The sequence below is a fragment of the Bacillus sp. LLTC93 genome, from assembly GCF_002993125.1.
Taxonomy (GTDB): domain Bacteria; phylum Bacillota; class Bacilli; order Bacillales; family Bacillaceae; genus Bacillus; species Bacillus zhangzhouensis.
In genome coordinates this window covers 237,160-254,747 of sequence record NZ_PVME01000004.1, presented here as the reverse complement: position 1 = coordinate 254,747, position 17,588 = coordinate 237,160, and the positions used below count along the sequence as shown (strand labels likewise).

12 protein-coding genes are annotated in these 17,588 nt (G+C 40.7%); 9 read left to right on the top strand and 3 right to left on the bottom strand.

From position 1 onward, the window contains the following. Nucleotides 1-65 precede the first annotated feature (65 nt). The 3 genes from C6W18_RS14885 to C6W18_RS14875 all read left to right on the top strand — a co-directional run bounded on the left by C6W18_RS14885 (nt 66) and on the right by C6W18_RS14875 (nt 2,184). Nucleotides 66-710, top strand: a complete 645-nt coding sequence (locus C6W18_RS14885) for a YczE/YyaS/YitT family protein (protein WP_105928058.1) — start codon at nt 66-68, stop codon at nt 708-710. A gap of 91 nt (nt 711-801) precedes the next feature. Then, the gene (locus tag C6W18_RS14880) at nt 802-1,392 is read left to right on the top strand and encodes a hypothetical protein (RefSeq protein ID WP_105928057.1); all 591 of its coding nucleotides are present in this window, start codon (nt 802-804) and stop codon (nt 1,390-1,392) included. Between the two features lie 99 nt (nt 1,393-1,491). Next, nucleotides 1,492-2,184, top strand: a complete 693-nt coding sequence (locus C6W18_RS14875) for a 4'-phosphopantetheinyl transferase family protein (RefSeq protein WP_105928056.1) — start codon at nt 1,492-1,494, stop codon at nt 2,182-2,184. On the opposite strand, the gene C6W18_RS14870 is transcribed toward C6W18_RS14875, so the two are convergent. Further along, complete coding sequence (locus tag C6W18_RS14870) at nt 2,181-3,518, bottom strand: aminotransferase-like domain-containing protein (RefSeq protein ID WP_105928055.1); 1,338 nt, start codon at nt 3,516-3,518, stop codon at nt 2,181-2,183. The genes C6W18_RS14875 and C6W18_RS14870 overlap by 4 nt on opposite strands. A 131-nt stretch (nt 3,519-3,649) precedes the next feature. On the opposite strand from C6W18_RS14870, the gene C6W18_RS14865 reads away from it, so the two are divergent. The 6 genes from C6W18_RS14865 to C6W18_RS14840 all read left to right on the top strand — a co-directional run bounded on the left by C6W18_RS14865 (nt 3,650) and on the right by C6W18_RS14840 (nt 8,601). Next, nucleotides 3,650-4,564 (top strand): DMT family transporter, encoded by a 915-nt coding sequence (locus C6W18_RS14865; RefSeq protein ID WP_105928054.1) that lies wholly within the window; start codon nt 3,650-3,652, stop codon nt 4,562-4,564. A gap of 501 nt (nt 4,565-5,065) precedes the next feature. Then, entirely contained in the window at nt 5,066-5,365 is a 300-nt protein-coding gene (locus C6W18_RS14860; protein WP_105928053.1) for a hypothetical protein, read from the top strand. A gap of 63 nt (nt 5,366-5,428) precedes the next feature. Beyond that, nucleotides 5,429-6,853, top strand: a complete 1,425-nt coding sequence (locus tag C6W18_RS14855; RefSeq protein WP_105928052.1) for a hypothetical protein — start codon at nt 5,429-5,431, stop codon at nt 6,851-6,853. An 8-nt stretch (nt 6,854-6,861) separates the two neighbouring features. Beyond that, nucleotides 6,862-7,551, top strand: coding sequence for an ABC transporter ATP-binding protein (locus tag C6W18_RS14850; protein ID WP_105928051.1), 690 nt, complete (start codon nt 6,862-6,864; stop codon nt 7,549-7,551). Further along, complete coding sequence (locus C6W18_RS14845; protein ID WP_105928050.1) at nt 7,508-8,041, top strand: stage II sporulation protein M; 534 nt, start codon at nt 7,508-7,510, stop codon at nt 8,039-8,041. Before C6W18_RS14850 ends, C6W18_RS14845 begins: the two co-directional genes overlap by 44 nt. A gap of 20 nt (nt 8,042-8,061) precedes the next feature. Further along, nucleotides 8,062-8,601 (top strand): hypothetical protein, encoded by a 540-nt coding sequence (locus C6W18_RS14840; protein WP_105928049.1) that lies wholly within the window; start codon nt 8,062-8,064, stop codon nt 8,599-8,601. A 35-nt stretch (nt 8,602-8,636) separates the two neighbouring features. Here the strand turns inward: C6W18_RS14840 and C6W18_RS14835 are convergent, their stop codons facing one another. Both C6W18_RS14835 and C6W18_RS14830 read right to left on the bottom strand, forming a co-directional pair. Further along, complete coding sequence (locus C6W18_RS14835; protein WP_105928048.1) at nt 8,637-9,371, bottom strand: thioesterase II family protein; 735 nt, start codon at nt 9,369-9,371, stop codon at nt 8,637-8,639. Nucleotides 9,372-9,377: 6 nt separating this feature from the next. Continuing rightward, a complete protein-coding gene (locus C6W18_RS14830) occupies nt 9,378-17,576 on the bottom strand; it encodes a non-ribosomal peptide synthetase (RefSeq protein WP_105928047.1) in 8,199 nt (2,732 codons plus the stop codon). Nucleotides 17,577-17,588 lie beyond the last annotated feature (12 nt).

Genomic DNA, 17,588 nt, shown 5'->3' with positions numbered 1-17,588 from the left:
CATTTAAAGGGGCTTGTGAGTATGTTACGATAGAAATCGAGTGTTTAAGAAAGAAGGGAAAGCTTTTGAAGCGGGAACATCTTTTACGTTGGTTTTTTTATTTTGTTGGATTGATCGTACTTGCTTTTGGACTATCGCTGACAGTGAAAGGAAAGATCCTTGGAATTGGTCCTTGGGACGCTTTTCATTACGGACTGTTTCAGCACTTTGGACTTACGATTGGACAATGGTCCATTATTATTGGTGCACTGATTGTGACACTAACATCTGTTTTTACGAAATCATTTCCAAAGATCGGCGCTTTACTGAACATGGTGCTGATTGGCATGTTTATTGATTTCTTTAACGCGGTATTACCTGCACCACATGGGTATTTACCCGCTTTATATGTATTTATTACGGGCGTTGTTGTTTCTGGATATGGCGTTGGCATTTATGTCTCAGCCAATCTTGGCGCCGGTCCAAGAGATTCATTAATGCTGCTCATCTCAGCAAAAACAGGGTTGAACGTACAATGGGTCCGAAATGGCATTGAATTAACTGTGCTTCTATTTGCATGGATACTCGGTGGACCGATCGGAATCGGGACCATTTTGACCGCCATTTTTACAGGACTTGTGCTTCGTTTCTCATTGCCACAATCCACACGGCTCTTGCAGCTGCTCATTACAAAAACGGCAGAGAAGCCCGTTCAAACTCTTACCCGATAGGAAAAAGCCATTCTACTGATGAGAATGGCTTTTCTTGTGTTACATTTAATAAACTGAATATTCTTATATTAAAAACAGGAGATGAGTCTTCATGCAGCTTTTCCACTATCATTACTGGACACCATTTGTTGAAGAGACCGAAAAGGCTTACTTTGCACTAGGCTTTCAAGTAAAGAAGCGTTTCACAAAGGACGGTTCTTTTCACCCTCCGCTCACATGGGATGATTTTAGAGAGAAAGAGCCGAGCTTTCGAATTGTCGAAATGAGAAAGGGACATATCAACCTTACATTCGGTTATAGCAAGAAAGTGCTTTTTGATCACATCGGCTTTCTGGTCACAGAAGAAGAATATGATCAGCTGCTTGTACAGGCAAAAGAGCTGAACTGGCCGATCCAAGCTGGGGAACGAAGAACATTTATTTCCACACCATTTCGTTTCAGGCTCGAATTGCAGCGCCGTATAGATGTTATTGAGAATGGAGCAGAAGCGCTGCGTGAGATGACGATTGCTGTTCCTGATTTGTTACATACACCAAAATTCGATCAGCTGCTGTTTGGTTTGAACCAGCCCATCCACTGGCAAATAGGAGAACGCCTTTCCTTACTCGAGGTGAAAATGTCTGATTCTGAGGCGATGAATATGACGGATCCGAATGGTGTTCACGTCATCAAACAGACGTAAAAAGCAGCGGGACACGCTGCCTTTTTCACGATGATTCCTGTTTTCCTTTTGCACGGCCCCCTCAAATGGTACAATAAATGTAAAAAATTGAGGTTCGTTATGAAGATTTTCGCTATCCAATTACAACACTTACAAGACATAGAAGCACGAAAACAAATCGATCGGCTGAAGCCCTTTGTGTCACCTGAAAAGCGTGCTGCGGCTGAGCGCTTTCGTTTTCTGATTGATGCAAGAAGAACGCTGTTAGGTGAAGTGTTGATTCGTCAAATCATCCATGATATGTACGCCATTCCTATAGATCAAATTGTGTTTGAAACAGAGGAAAATGGCAAGCCTGTCGTCCGGCAAATTCCTTCTTTTCATTTTAACCTTTCTCACTCTGGCGATTGGGTGGTTTGTGCAGTAGATGATGCACCTGTTGGCATCGATATTGAGGAGATGAAACCCATTGATCTTACGATTGCCAAACGTTTTTTTTCAAATGATGAATATCAGGATTTACTCTCACAACCTGTGGAACGACAGGAAGCCTACTTCTTTCATCTCTGGTCAATGAAGGAAGCCTTTATCAAGCTGACCGGAAAGGGATTATCCTATGGTCTTTCGTCCTTTACAGCCCGCCTGTCAAAAGGTGGACAAGCTACTTTGACATTACCTGATCATGAAGCTCCTTGCTTTGTCCATATATACTCACTTGATCCTGCTTATCAAATGGCCGTGTGCACAAGAAAGCCTGTTGCGGCTGAGAGCGTCGAGACACTCACTTGCAAAGAGGTACTGTCACGCCTTTAATAACGTGCGATTTGCTGAAGTGCCGTCTTTAACAAATCGACTCCGCGTGTGATTTGCTCTTCTTTCACATGCCAGATGTTCAGCTGAAGAATGGGCGCCTTCTGATAGGTAGAGATGTAATTGCGGTCTATTGGCTGAACGTAAACAGATGCCTTTTTCAACTGATGAATGAGCTGATTCATCGGAATGGAACGATCGAGAAGAAGATGTGTATGGGTAGCTGGGTCCTCTTCCCCCAGCTGATAGGCGCCTTGGTCGTTTTTTAAATATGTCACCAGCTGTTTGGATCGGTTTCGATAGGTTGTTTGCATCCTTTCTCTATGACGCTCAAACATCCCGCTTTTTAAATAAATTTCTAAGGCTGCCTGGGATAGCATAGAGCTGTCGATATCAATGAGCCGTTTGTGTTCACTAAAAGGTCCAATCAGTTCTTCAGGTAAGACGACAGCTCCTGTTCGAAGCCCTGGAAAGATGATTTTTGAGAAGCTTTTTAAATAAATAACCTTTCCCGCCTGATCGTACGAATAGATCGGGTCTCTTTTTGTGTCGAATTCTAAATCTGCTACATAATCATCTTCAACGATGTAGACATCATACGCCTCGGCAAGAGCTGCAATCGCTATTTTTTCTTGTTTCGATAGACTCGTTCCAAGCGGATTTTGAAATCTTGGCATCGTATAGAAAAAGCGAATCTCTTCTTCTCGAAAGATGCGCTCCAATTCCTGAAGGTCGAGTCCTTTTTCCGTCCGCTGAATCCCGCGCACGGGCAATTGATTTTTCTCTAAATATTGGAGGTATAGGTGATAGCCCGGCTGTTCTACTAATATGGTCTGTTTCCCATTCGGAAACGGGATGGTGCTTAAAATCGATAAAGCAAGCTGAATACCCGAGGTCATGACGATCTGTTCTGGATTTGCAAATACTTGATAATCCATCAATCGCTTTGAAATGACTGGTAGTAGGGATGGTAATCCGTTGGCTGTACCGTAAATAAATAGATCATTTTGATACAAATCTATCGCTTGGTTGATGCAGTGCTGGAAATCGACATATGGAAACACAACAGGATCAGGCGCAGATGAAGCAAAATCAATCCATGTGCTGTCCTGCTTACCCGCCGACTGATTTGTTTTCACGACAAAATAGCCGCTTCTTTCCACAGAATAAAGCAGATGTTCACGCTCTAATGTGTCTAATGCTTTGATGACCGTGCTTTTACTCACAGCATATTGAGCCGCTAAGTGGCGAATTGAAGGGATTTTCATACCAGCCCTGTACTCACCGCACTCGATTTTCTCTTTTAAGCTCAGAACAAGCTGATCATATTTCCTCACACTACTTCCTCCTTGTACCGGTACAGATATCATGAACTCTTATTGTACACCTAAGATGATCCGTTTACGATAAAAAGACAGAACCGGTCAATTCAACTGAAGCATGCATGCTCGTGTAGAGGAGAATATTTGTGGACAATTCCAACCAAAAGGCGTATTTTGCTGCGATAGCATACGCCTGTATCATTGGTTTTTCATTCTTATTTGTGAAAATCGCATTAGAATCAGCGAATCCGATTGATTTATTGGCACATCGCTTTACAATTTCTTTTGCAGCCGCTCTTTTGCTGTATCCATTTTTACGTAAGAAATACCGTTTATCCTTTCAATGGCGTGATCTCATCTACCTTGTACCGTTTTCCTTGCTTTACCCTGTCTTGTTTTTTGCATTTCAAGTATGGGGGCTAATGTATACGTCTTCGTCAGAGGCTGGCATCATTCAGGCGACGATCCCCATTCTGACGATGGTGCTGGCAGCTTGGTTTTTAAAAGAACGTGCCACATGGATACAGGTGCTCTTTACCATTCTTTCTGTGTCCGGGGTGATGCTCCTCTTTGTGATGAAGGGAATTGATGTGAAACATTCACACATGATCGGCTATGTGCTGATTTTACTTTCTGCCTTGTCATCCAGTGCTTACAGTGTATTTGCCCGGGTGATTACACGGCGGTTCCATGTGATTGAACTCACCTTCGTGATGACATTCTTTGGATTTGTCTTTTTCAATGCCGTCGCTCTCATTAGACACTCGGTAAACCATACAATGACGCAATTTTTCAGCCCTTTTACACATTCATCTTTTGTATGGTCTATGCTCTTTTTAGGCATTATTTCATCACTTCTCACTGCGTATTTATCTAACTATGCCCTCTCTCATCTTGAAGCTGCAAAGGTCAGCACCTTTAACAATCTATCCGCGTTTATCACAATAGGCGCCGGGGTTCTCATTTTACATGAAACGATTGATATCTATCATATCATCGGGGCTGTGTTGGTCATTGGCGGGGTGATTGGCGGGAATGTAGTGAAGAAGCAGAATTCATAAAAGAAAGCGGCCCCTCAAACGAGGACCGCTTTCTTTTTAATGTCTGATCAATTGATGATTTGTTGCATGTTGGATGACATATTTCTTTAGACAGACGACTACTTTGACATTCCTAATCATGAAGCCCCTTGCTTCGCCCAAACTTACTCACTTTACCTTTCCTATTAAATAGAAATGCGTATAAAAAAGCTTTTTTTGATGAAAACATAGAGACAATCACCTGTTCAGAGATTTTGTCCCGTCTTTCATTATTGAATTACTGAAGTGTTGTCATTGTAATTCAACACACATTGTAATTGTTCTACTTTTACAATCTAGATGTTAAAACAGTTTATCAGGTGATGATTTTTGAACAATTATTTCATATCAATTCTAATATTTTATCAAAATACTTCCAAAGCTTATGTTACAACTAAATGAAATACAGTATAAAAAACCCATTTATCATAAAATCTTTTTATGTATAATATGGGTATATAAGTAAGAAAGGGGGTGTCGAATATGGAATTAGGAGTAAAAAACAGATTATTTGCTATTTTAGGCTTGAGTCTTATTTTCACTCTAACTTTAACAACTATGATTTTATTGACTCTTGAACCAGTAACGCCTTTTGCAAATCTAGTAGCAAACTATCCTCAAATACCTGGTTGGGCAATAACTTCTATTAGTGCAATTCTAAATGCAGCTGGTACAGTTGGTGCTATCGCTGCTGTACTTGGTACTTTCGGACTTGGTGTTATTGCTTCTCTAGTGGTTAATTACGCTAAGAAATATGGAATAAAATATGCTATTTCTTTCTAATTTTTTTAATAGAGAAGGTCTTAATACCTTCTCTATAACAAATTTAAAATGGAAGTGTTGTAAATGCATAAATATTTAACCTACACAAAAATCTTGTTAATTAATGATTTTAGAAGGCATCAACGTAATAATGCTCTCATTTTTGTATTATTTTCTTTCTTATACATAATATCCCCTCTATTTCTAGGTGTACTAACTACTTATTTCATTAAAAGTTTACCAACCATCTACTTATCTTTTTTGATATTAATGTTAACAGTAAATATCGATAAGAGTTTGATGAGAATTCTCTTCTCTTCAGATAAAAAACAGATGGCTATTTTAAAAATCCATCTAGATCAGTACATTTTCGGCAAAGATATGAGCAAGTTTTTCAGTATTATTGTTGGTTTATTATTCTTTTTTTTAGGGTCTTACTTAACAAATTTAAGTATAAATGGGTATCAAGAACCTTTTACATTAGCAGCTTTGGGAATTACTTCGGTTATTTTAGGATATCTACTTAGATTACATTTATTATTTTTACTTTCAAATCCTAGATTTTTTACAATTTCATCATCTATTGGGTATATAACTACAGGCCTCATTTTACTTTGGGTATTTACTGTATTCAAATTCAATTTATTAATAAATTCTTTAGCCGGTTATTCAATATATATTATTTTAATCTTCACATTCATTAGTTTACTGTTAGTGATTAATTGGAAAAGAAATATTCATAATGTACCTATTTTTCATTTTCAGAAAAAAACTAAAGAAAAGCAAAAAGAAACATCTAGAAATTTTAATCATATCTTATTTTATGAGATTACACTTTTAATGAGAAATCCCCCTATCCAATGGTCTGTTTCACTATTTATATTAACATTATCTGGAGGTTTATTAGGTTTAATACTTTATGGTGTTAATACAAATCAACTTGAAACACTAGATATAGAAAATGATTTCTTATTTATTTTTTGTGTTATTTTTCCTATGATTATTTTATCAAACGCAATACAAAGTTATGTCTCGTTCGATATTGACGGTCCAATTCTCCCTTTAAAACAAAAATTACCTAATTTTGCGAAAAATAAAATTAAAGCCAAGATGGTATTATCTATCGTAATACATTTGTTTTTTTGTATTATATATACTATTTTCTCTAGTTTTACAATACATTTAGATAAACCTGTGTTCGTGATCATTTCTTTAATCAACTGTAGCATTCTAATAGCTATTTGTACTGTCGGTTCTACTGTTTTATTTCCTTATTTTAAATGGGAATATGTTTATCAAATTCCAAGTTCCCTTAGTAAATTGACCTTGAATATTTGCTATAGTTTCATTTTAGGTTTAGCAGTTATCTCCTCATATAACACAATATATTTCATTGTGACAAATGCAATTATGGCTGCTAGTTCAATTATAATTATATCTTTAATAATTACTTATTGGCATAGAACAATAAATAAAAACTATAAATCGTTTAAAACATTATTTGAGTGAGGGATAGTATGTTATCAATTCATGATCTAACCAAAGAATACAAAGAATCTAACTTTAAAGTCATGATTCCTGAAATGCATTTCAAAGAAGGTTCCATTATTGGACTATTAGGGAAAAACGGTGCTGGAAAAACTACTATTTTAGAAATGATAGCTGGATTAATAAACCCTGATGAAGGTCTAATATTAATAAATGATAGTAAACAAAACTTCTCTTCAATCGGATACATGGAAGACGATCCAATTCTATTTGAAAATTTAACTTGTTTTGAATTGATAAAATACCAATCCATGCTTGTAGAACAAACCTTAGAAATTGATCAAATCAAGGATCTGTTGAGTGAATATGGTTTAGAAGAACAAGCTCATCGTCGTTCATCTGCTCTTTCACGAGGAATGAGACAAAGAATGTCTTTTATTTTAACCATACTACATAATCCAAACATCATTTTATTAGATGAGCCTTTTACAGGCCTTGATCCTACAAACATGGCGGACATGAAAAAACATTTAAGAAGTTTCAGAGACGACAACAAAATCATTTTGCTCTCCACACATATCATTCAGTTTGCATCAGACTTATGCGATGAAATCCTTTTTATTGACAATGGTAGTATCATACACTCAGAAAAAAAATCTTCAGGAGTGACGTTTCATGAAGATCAAATCGAAAAGAAGTTTTTTGAAATATTATCTTAAAAATTTCTCTGTTTTTTTAATACTATTTCTAGGAGGTTTTAGCTTAAGTATTTTTGCTTCAACGTTTATAGATAGTGTAGATTTTAAAAACAACATACAGATTGATAGCTATCAGGAAATTTTTATCAATAATCTTTTTGTGTCACTCCTAATCTTAATATCAGGAATAGTTAGTTTAGGGTTGTTATCTAGTATTATTATTTTTTTAAATGGGTTTTTCCTAGGTGCATTTTTTATATCGTATACATATATATATGGCATTGATATAGCATTATACTATGTTATTTTCCACTCTCCGGTGGAGATTGTTGGTTTGTTCCTTTTTTATTTTGTCTCATTTGATATATCAAGGCAAATTGTACGGTACATAATTTCTAAAGACAAAATTTCATTTAAAACAAAAGGAAAAATCTACTTCAAGCAGCTCATAACAGGAGTATTCTTGTTATTTATTGCTTCGATTATTGAATTTTATTTTATAAAAATTTGATATTGAAAAAGGATGTTATTATGAAAAAACACATTATATTAGTAAGTATACTCTCTGGTATTATAGCCTTCATCCTTTCTATATTGAAAATGGATGAAATAAATAAGAATTTACTAGAGCTACAACTCGAAGGAAATCAAGATATAATTGAAGTTAGTAAGTGGATAGGTATTTCACTTGCTGTTATTGGAGAAACATTTAAGCCTATAGTAGAAGTTTTATTTTTTTCATTAGTCATTTTTCTAAGCTTTATAATTTTTGGAATAAAAGACTCCTATAAAAGCATATTTAAAAGAGGGATATTAGCTTACTATTTCATTTTAATAGGTAATTTGATTGTCATTATTTTATATCTCTTTAAGGTATCTAATGCTGAACACATGATTACACTTCCATTTTTATGGAATGTCAATATTTTTGTCATAGTATCATTTAGTGTATGGTGCTATTCCTATGTAAAAGCTAAAGAAAATAGGAGTTATAAATTTTACATTCCGTTTGTATTATTATTCTTATTTTCTATAGCTATATCAGCTTTTTCAAGTATTATTCCTCAGTAGAAAAACGACCCAATATGGGCCGTTTTTTCTTATTTCTATATCAATTGATGATTTGTTGCATGTTGGATGACATGTCTCATCTGTTCTGTGAAATGCTCGAGGTGTGTGTTGATGTACATGTGACCTCCGTCGAAATTGGTGCGTTCGATGGTTTTTGCCCATTTTAGCCAGCCGCTTGCATCTTGCATACATTTCTCATCTTGCTTTCCATTGAATAAATAAACGGGCGATTCAATGATCGATTTGTCTGTGTGCTGAAAGGTTTCCAGTGCTTGATAGTCTGCGCGCAAGGACGGTGTAAAGTAATCCATCATTGGCTTGTTCTCTAATAATTCCTTTGGAATCCCGCCCATTTCGGCAATATGCTGAACAAATGCTTCATTGGATAAATGAGTCAGAATCTGTCTTTTTGTTTGCGGCGGCTGAATGGCAGAGATCACTACGGCTGCAGGATATATCCCTTCCTTTTCTAGCAGTTGGGTCAGTCTGTACACCACAAGTCCTCCCATTGAATGTCCGAATAAGATAAATGGACGGTTCAATTTGCCTGTCAATCCTTCTTTGTACAACTCAGCCAGCCGATCAATGCTTGATTCAAGCGGCATGAGATTGGTCCCATGGCCCGGGGGCTCTGCTGCTGTGACTTCGGCAATGCCCTTAAGCTCTTCAAAGAGTGGACGGTAAGAGGCGGAATATCCGCCTGCAAAAGGAAAACAAATAAGCTGAATGAGGTCTGATTTTTTTTCAAAGGTTTTAAATAACTGATTCATACGTCCTTACCCCTTTATGATAGTTTGAAGAATCCGTGCAAGTTCATCTGCCTGCGGCCTTTTCATCATGGTGACATGGTCACCTTTGATTTGATAATACGTGCACGTTTCTTTCGTATAAGCCTCCCAGTCTGCAAACTTCTTCTGGAAATCTGTGGCGTGATCACTGCTTTGTACAATATAAAACGGCACAGGGAATGGTTCTTTTTCTAATTCAATGGCTTGTGACATGATCGTATTATGTGTCTGCATTTGCAAGTATTTATCTAAATAGTGATCATTCATAAATTGATGGACCACTTCATCCTTTTCTGCCTCTTTGAGTATTTTCTGTTTCACTTCTTGGAAGCTCAATCCTTGTAAAGCTTCTGGCTGGATTCCAACGAGATTCCCCATTCCAAGGACGAGCGCAAGCATTTTCACTTCTTCTTCGTTCATATCCGCATGGAGCGCTTGATCTGCCTCATCTCTTAGCACTGGAACCGTATCTAAAATGATCAGTCCTTTCGGCGCTTTTCCTGCATGGCAGAGCCGCTGATTCATTCCGTAGGCAAGATGGCCGCCCATTGAATGCCCTGCTAGGTAGTCAATTCCTGGTCGATAGAAGGTCTCAATGGCTTCGATAAATATGGTGACAAGCTCTGTGTAATGAAGGAATTGTGGTTCTTCATCCTCATATAAGCCAGGTGACTGCAAAGCGTAAACGGCTCCTTGATGTGTCATGAGCTTGGTGACATCGATATAGCCCATCACCGTCCCCCCGGCAGGCGGTGCAAAGAAAATAATCGGTTCAGTTGGATCGCCTTTTTTCAGCTCGATCACATAGTCCTTCGGTTCTCTTTCTACATGCTCGCCGGTTTCTGGCAATGTGTCCAAGTAAGCGGCTAGCTGCGCTGGCGCTGGATGCATGAAAATCCATTTTGGATCAACACGAACGCCCTTTTCTTTTAATTTGGCCACAGCCTGGATACTCATAATCGAATCTCCGCCTAAATCAAAGAAGGAGTCATGCACGCCTACTTGTTTCACCCCAAGCACTTCCATGAAAGCTGAGACAATTAGTTGTTCCGTTTCAGTTGCCGGTTTGTCGTCTTCATGAGAGGAAGAGACCATTTCCGTCGGTTCTGGCAGGGCTTTTTGATCGACTTTCCCGTTCGTTGTGACTGGAATCGTATCCATTGCGATAAAGTAACTTGGAATCATATAGCTTGGCAGGCTTTCCTGTAAAAATGCTTTCCAGCCCGGAACAGGATTCTCTCCATCAGTGACAAGGTAAGCCGCCAGCCGTTTTGAACTGCCATACGTTTTGGCGATGACTGTGCATTCTTTTACTTGTGGATGCTTGAGCAGGGCTGTCTCAATTTCTCCACATTCAATCCGGTAGCCTCTAATTTTCACCAAGTTGTCTTTTCGGCCGAGGTATTCAATGCTGCCATCTGACCGCCATTTCCCTAGATCACCTGAACGATACAGCTTGTCTCCTTTTAAAGCCGGGAATGGATTGTCAATAAACCGTTCCTGCGTCCGTTCTGGATCATGGAGATACCCCTTAGCCAGTCCTGTTCCGCCGATATAGATTTCTCCCTTGACGCCTGCTGGTACTGGCTTGAAATATTCATCTAGTATGACGACAGTCGAGTTCGCCACTGGGACCCCAATTGGAACTGATCTTGCATCCTCTGGTACGTGTGTGACTTGATGAGTTGTCGCTAAGGTCGTGTTTTCTGTTGGACCGTAAGCATTGATCAACACACCTTCCATATACGGCAATGCCTTTCGGGCATGCTCACTAGACATGGCTTCTCCGCCAACAAGTAATGTGCGGTAGCCTGCCACACTTTTTGGGTCATGCTCAATCAGTCGATTGAATAATGCCGTTGGCAGACAGTTGGCTGTCACTTGATGTATTTTGATCAACTGCGTTAATTCATCCATATTCAGTGCTGCATATTTTGGGATCAAAATCAGCTGACCGCCATTCAGCAGCATTCCCCATAATTCAAATGTAAAGGCATCAAATGCATAGTTTGACAGCTGAAGCATCTTATCTTCTGAGCCTAGTTCAATATAGTTCGTTTCTTTGACTAAACGGACAACTCCTGCATGCGGGAGCATCACGCCTTTAGGCGTGCCTGTTGATCCTGATGTGTAGTTGACATAGGCCAGTTGATCTTCCCCTATGATTGATTTTTCTCTTTGGTACACTGCTTCTGTCTTTGGTAAAGGCTTGTCCATTTCAACGATTGTGCCTGCAAGACCCTCTAGACGATCTGCAAGATGAGACTGGGCTAAGATCACATCACTTTGTGTATCACTGACAATCAGGCGTATTCGTGCATCTGGATATTCAGGTGACATCGGAACATAAGCAGCACCAGACTTGACGATACCTAGTACCGAGACAATCATTTCAAAGGAACGGTCAAAGAGCATCGGTACAAGTGAACCTGGTCCAATTCCTTTTGACTGTAAGTAAGCAGCAAGTTGTGTTGCCTTCTCATCCAAGGCTTGATACGTCATATGCTCTTCCATATAGGACAAGGCAATACGATGCGGATCACGCTGCACCTGTTCTTCAAACAGCTCTTGAAGTGTTCGTCTTGGATAAGACGTATCGGTTTGGTTTTTCCCTATGATCATGGCTTCCTGTTCTGCTTTGTCCATTAAGCAATAATCAGAAAATGCGCGTTCAGGCTGAGCCGTCATGCCGTCTAACAGATGAAGATAATAATTCATATAACGATGGATTGTCTCTTGATCAAATAAATCCGTATTGTATTCCACATGAATCGACAGCTGATCTTCCTGTTCAAATACATGCAGGGTAAGATCAAATTTAGATACTGTATGATGGACCATCACATGTTCAGATGTCAGCCCCTTTAGGTTTACCTCTAACGAATCTGTTACATATCCCATGGCGACTTGGAAAATAGGTGATCGACTTAAATCTCTATCCATCGAAAGGTCATCGACAAGCTTGTCAAATGGATAATGCTGATGCTCAAAGGCTTTTAACGTCATTTCTTTCACGTTTTTCATTAAATCAGCAAATGTGTCCACTTTTGAGACGTCCTGTCTCAGCGCGAGTGTATTCACAAACATCCCAACAAGCTTCTCTGATTGTTCGGCATCGCGCCCTGCGATAGGCGAACCAATGATGACATCTGTTTGGCCTGACAGCTTGTGAAGCAGAACGTAATATGCTGACAGCATCGTCATGAAGAGTGTTGTGCCCTGCTGCTTGGACAAAGCCTGCAAGCGCCGGATAAGCGGTTCATCTAGTACGATTTGCTCTGTAGCACCGTTGAATGTTTGAACCGGCGGACGAGGGCGGTCAAACGGCAGCTCTAACACTGGAAGCTCTCCTTGTAAGGTATCAAGCCAATAAGTTTGATCAGCTTGATGATGCTTTAATTGTTCATTTTCCCAATGAACATAATCTGTCCATTCAATTTCAAGCGCTGGGAGTTGAGGTGTTTTCTCTGCAAGCAACGCGTCATATACCACTTCTAGTTCCTGAATGAGCAGGCTGAGCGACCATGCATCTGAAATGATGTGATGCTGTGCGCAAAGCAGGTAATATTCCTCTTTGCCCATATCGACAATCGTCCACTGCGCAAGTGGGCCTCTTTCTAAATCATAGATGCGGTTTGCTTCTTGCTGAATGAGCTGCTCCAGTCTTCTCGCTCTTGTTTTTTCATTAAATAATGAGAAATTCGCAACTGTCACTGATGGCGGGAGGTCTTCACGAATGAGTTGAACCGGCTTGCCGCCAAGTGATTTGAATGTTGCACGCAGTGCCTCATGACGCTTCGTTAAATGGCCAATCGCCTTCGTTAATGCTTGAATGTGTAATCGTCCTGTCAGCTTCCAAGCACCTAATATATTGTAATGATGGCTCTTTTCTAATGTGGATAAGAACCAAATCCGCTGCTGGGCATGTGACAGCTCATAGGTTGTTTGCTTTTCCAGCTTTGGAATCTTGGCTTCCTGAACGGCTGGAGCTCCTTTGATGTCCTCGACCATTTGTGCCAAATGTGCCAGATGTTTGCTTTCAAATAGTATTTTTAATGGCGCCTTGATTGAAAACTCATGATTGATACGGGAAATCGTTTGAGTCGCCTTTAATGAATGCCCGCCAAGGTCAAAAAATTGATCCTCTTTGTACACACGATCTACTTCCAAAATGTCCTCCCATATAGCCGCAAGCACCTGCTCTGTCTTCGTTTCCGGCAATTGTTTTTCAATCTGGTGTACGTTTTGGTAATGATTCAGCTTGAGGGCTTCATGATCAATAGAGCCATCTTGTTTTTTCGGTATATCCGGTACTTCTCTGATGTCCCAGTCCCCCACTGTTACGCCCGTGATATCATCAAGATTCACTTCTTTACCGGGCTGAACAGTATAATAAAGCTTTTTCTCAAAACGCGGCATTGAAGCTGGTTGAAGATGCCCAGCGATCTCTGGATTCGCCCCGTCCAGGCCGATAAATAGGTGCGCTTCATTTAGCCGAACACCTAGACATAATGAGTGGAGACCTTGTTTCTTTCCAATCAATTGAAATCCCTTACGAACAGTTAGTGCTGCCCCAGTATGTCCCTTAGACAAACCAAGATTATCCCACATGCTGAAGTTCAAAGAGATCGCTCTTCTTCCTTCTTGAAAGGTGAGAGCGTGCGCGAGTCCATCTAAAAAACTGTTCGCCGCAGAGTAAGCCCCGAATGTTGTACCGCCAAAAAAGCCATTGACCGATCCAAAAAAGACGAGTGGTACTGTCGGATTATGCTTGAAGGCTTCCTGTAACACCCAGGCTCCGTCTGCTTTTCCTGATAATTCTTTTATGAAATCTTCCTCTGATGTATGAGCCAGTGTATACTTGTCCGCATGCTGAAAATGCTCAGACACATTGCCGGCTCCGGCTAAATGCAGCGCGCCCCGGATTGACTGTCCAAAATGCTTTTCTGCTTCATAAATTGCCTGCTCGACATCAGATAAATGGGTCACATCGGCTTGGACATAGATGACATCTCCAAGACCTTTAAGCTGTGTGAACGCCTTTTCCTTTTCCACGTCTTCTTCAAGAGGTGTCCGTCCAATTAACACGAGCTTTAAGCCAAATTGGAGCATCTGCTTAGACAGTTCAAACCCAATACCGCCCAGTCCTCCAGTAAGCAAATAAAGACCTTCATATTCTAAAAACCCTTCTGTTTGAGGTGCTTCGATCATATCGACTTTTTCCAGCTTTGGTACGAGACGATGTCCCTGTCGGTAAGCCACCTCTGCTTTCATATGAATCGCAGACAGTTCTTCAGCTATGCGTTTGGCATCCTGATCCACATTCTCCGCTTCAATATCAATATGAGCCACCTCTGCCCCTTCCCATTCTTGCGGGATGGTTTTTAACAGACCGACCAGCGCTGTTTTCTCAACATGAAGATCGTCTTGCGGCTTCACAAATTGACCACCTTTTGTCACAACGGCGAGACGGATCGGCTCTTGATTTTCTTGTCTCAGCGCTTGATATAGATACAAAATGGATTGACTGGTACTTTCATGCAGTTCTTTGAACTGAGCAGGATCAACGATCTCTTCTTTGTCCGACACATTCCACAGGTGGAGCATGCGGCCGGTCTTTAGTTCATCTGCTTCAAGTGCTGCAACGAGCCTGACGTAATCCCCCTTGATTCTCGGATTCATCTGATACATTCCTTTTGACAGGCGTAAAAATTCATACCCCTTTTTCACAGAAACATAGGGCTGATTCGTTTGTTCGAATTGTGCGTAAAGCGATTGGTAAAGCCCTTTTTCATCCTCAAAAACGAGTACATGATCAGTAGAATTTGGCTGAGATGGACCGATATGTTCCTTTGCCCAAATGCGTTTAAAAAACCAATTCGGGAGTGTTTGTTCATTTTCTGAGGCAAGATCAAGTGCACGTTCAATGTCGCGGAACACTCCATCTTTAAGCGCAGCGCCTAACTGGGCACGTTGAATTTTCCCACTCTCTGTTTTCGGAAATTGGTCTTTTTTCACCGGAATGATGTGATCAGGCTCTATCCCAATTTTTCGAATGATCGCCTCTCTAATCTGCTGAATCATCGTGATTTGATCCTCTATTGAATCCTTTTGTGAGACAAAAAAGACGGCGAGCGTATCGTTGCTTGATTCCGGATTATAAATGCCGTACGCAGCGGCAAAGGTGACTTCAACCCCATCAACTTCTTCCACAACGGCTTCAATTTCGTAATTCAAATAGTTCGCTCCATTGATGACGATGATGTCCTTTTCCCGTCCTGTGAGGACAAGACGCCCTTCATGAATAAACCCTAAATCCCCTGTGTGAAACCAGCCGTTTTCCGCAAATACTTCTTGATTGGCTTCCTCATTTTGATAGTAGCCCATCATGATCGTTGGGCTCTTCACCTGCAAGCGCCCCACCTGATCTTCTGGCAGCACCTGGTGATGCTCATCTACAATCCGAATCCATACAGAAGGAATCGGTGCACCTACTTCTGTAAACGTCATCTTGTGCGGATGATCATGCGTTACATATTGAATCTCACTCGTTAACGAGGTCTGGTCGATGGTCAGCTGTCCATCCTGATCATCCTGCCGCATGAATTCCTTTGACTGAACAATAGCTGATGATGTTTCTGACATACCGTAAGCCGGCACCATCGCATGGCGGCTTAACCCATGCTGACCCATGATGTGCATGAAGCGCTGCGTTACTTTCGGAACAACCGCTTCGGCTGCATTCATGATATAGGTCAAGGTGGAGAGATCCCAGCCCCCCTTGCGAATCTCATCCTCATATTCATTCATCATGGCAAATGCAAAGTTTGGTGCCCACGTCCTTGTGACGCCGTATGTTTCTACCCAATCCAGCCACACCATCGGCCGCTCGATAAATTGATCAATGGATGGACTAATCTGCTGGCAGCCAAGATAGACATCATGTACATGAAACATGACAATACCTCCTACATGGTCAAGCGGCATCCAGTTAAGTGACACATCCTCATACGTAAAACCATTTGCCTGCTCAAAGGAAATGATTCTAGACAAAATACTTTGATGGTTGTGACGGATACATTTTGGTACACCCGTACTTCCTGAAGACAGCAGCTGAAGCACAGGCTCATCCGGCTCTGGCTCATAATGCTGTTCATCCGGTTCGCATGCAAGCAACGTTTCGATTGTTAGAATAGGAATCGCTTTTGATTCAAATGCCTCTCGCAACCCAGCAATGTCCTCAGCACTCGCTTCGTTTGTAATAATGAATGGTTCATTTTGCAGCTGAAATACGCCCTTCAACTTGTTCACACCTTGATTCATTTCATCATAAACAGGCGGCACAGAGACCGGGGTTGGAATGATTCCACCGAGAATACAGCCCCAGAACACCGTGATAAGATCGTGATGATCCTTCAATTGAAGTAACACTTGATCACCGTTTGTCAGCCCTGCTGCCCTTAATCCAGACAGGACCCGTTCAGCGTCTGTTAGTAGTTCAGGATAGGTTTGGGTCACCGCGTGACCGCCTTCTTTGATATAAGTCACTCCGTGGTCAGGTGACATAAAGGCTGCACGGATCAGCACCTCTGTCAATGTGACAGGTGTACCTGGTTTTTCGATGACATCACCGCCATAAATAAGTGCTGGCGGTTTTTCATGAGCGGATGATTGTTTTGTTTGGCTGGCTTCATCCTTTGAGATCGATTCGTTGCCTTGAGTACGCTGTCTGTCAGGGAATAAGTCATCTAAATGATAGGGCGTCTGTCTTTCTGTCTGACTCTCAATGAAAGCAGCCGCTTCCTCTACTCCATCTATGTCTTTGGTGCGTTCTTCTATCTTTCTTAATTCCTCTTGATCTAGTACATCAATTGAAAGCAGTGCCTCTGTATCGACGGCTCCAATTTCTGTCTTTGGCAAGGAAGGTAATAAGACGAGAGCGGATGGCACTTCATAAGAATGAAGCGGGCCGTTCATCAGATCCTCTCTTGTCAGCGAAGGGTCCTTCGCCTGTGCAAATAGCACAAGCGATAGGCCGCCCTCTTGATTTTTCTTCGGGATCAAAACACATTCCTCTAGTGGAAAGTGATGCATGATGACACGTTCTACTGCTTTGAGATCGATTCGTTTTCCATTGATTCTGACGATATGATTTGCTGTATTTCCTTTTCGTCTACTGACTAACATGGTTTTTCTCCT

What these genes read in the sequence shown, in the direction of transcription:
- C6W18_RS14830 (WP_105928047.1), bottom strand. Translation starts at nt 17,576, where the DNA reads ATGTTAGTCAGTAGACGAAAAGGAAATACAGCAAATCATATCGTCAGA.
- C6W18_RS14835 (WP_105928048.1), bottom strand. Translation starts at nt 9,371, where the DNA reads ATGAATCAGTTATTTAAAACCTTTGAAAAAAAATCAGACCTCATTCAG.
- C6W18_RS14840 (WP_105928049.1), top strand. Translation starts at nt 8,062, where the DNA reads ATGAAAAAACACATTATATTAGTAAGTATACTCTCTGGTATTATAGCC.
- C6W18_RS14880 (WP_105928057.1), top strand. Translation starts at nt 802, where the DNA reads ATGCAGCTTTTCCACTATCATTACTGGACACCATTTGTTGAAGAGACC.
- C6W18_RS14845 (WP_105928050.1), top strand. Translation starts at nt 7,508, where the DNA reads ATGAAGATCAAATCGAAAAGAAGTTTTTTGAAATATTATCTTAAAAAT.
- C6W18_RS14860 (WP_105928053.1), top strand. Translation starts at nt 5,066, where the DNA reads ATGGAATTAGGAGTAAAAAACAGATTATTTGCTATTTTAGGCTTGAGT.
- C6W18_RS14850 (WP_105928051.1), top strand. Translation starts at nt 6,862, where the DNA reads ATGTTATCAATTCATGATCTAACCAAAGAATACAAAGAATCTAACTTT.
- C6W18_RS14855 (WP_105928052.1), top strand. Translation starts at nt 5,429, where the DNA reads ATGCATAAATATTTAACCTACACAAAAATCTTGTTAATTAATGATTTT.
- C6W18_RS14875 (WP_105928056.1), top strand. Translation starts at nt 1,492, where the DNA reads ATGAAGATTTTCGCTATCCAATTACAACACTTACAAGACATAGAAGCA.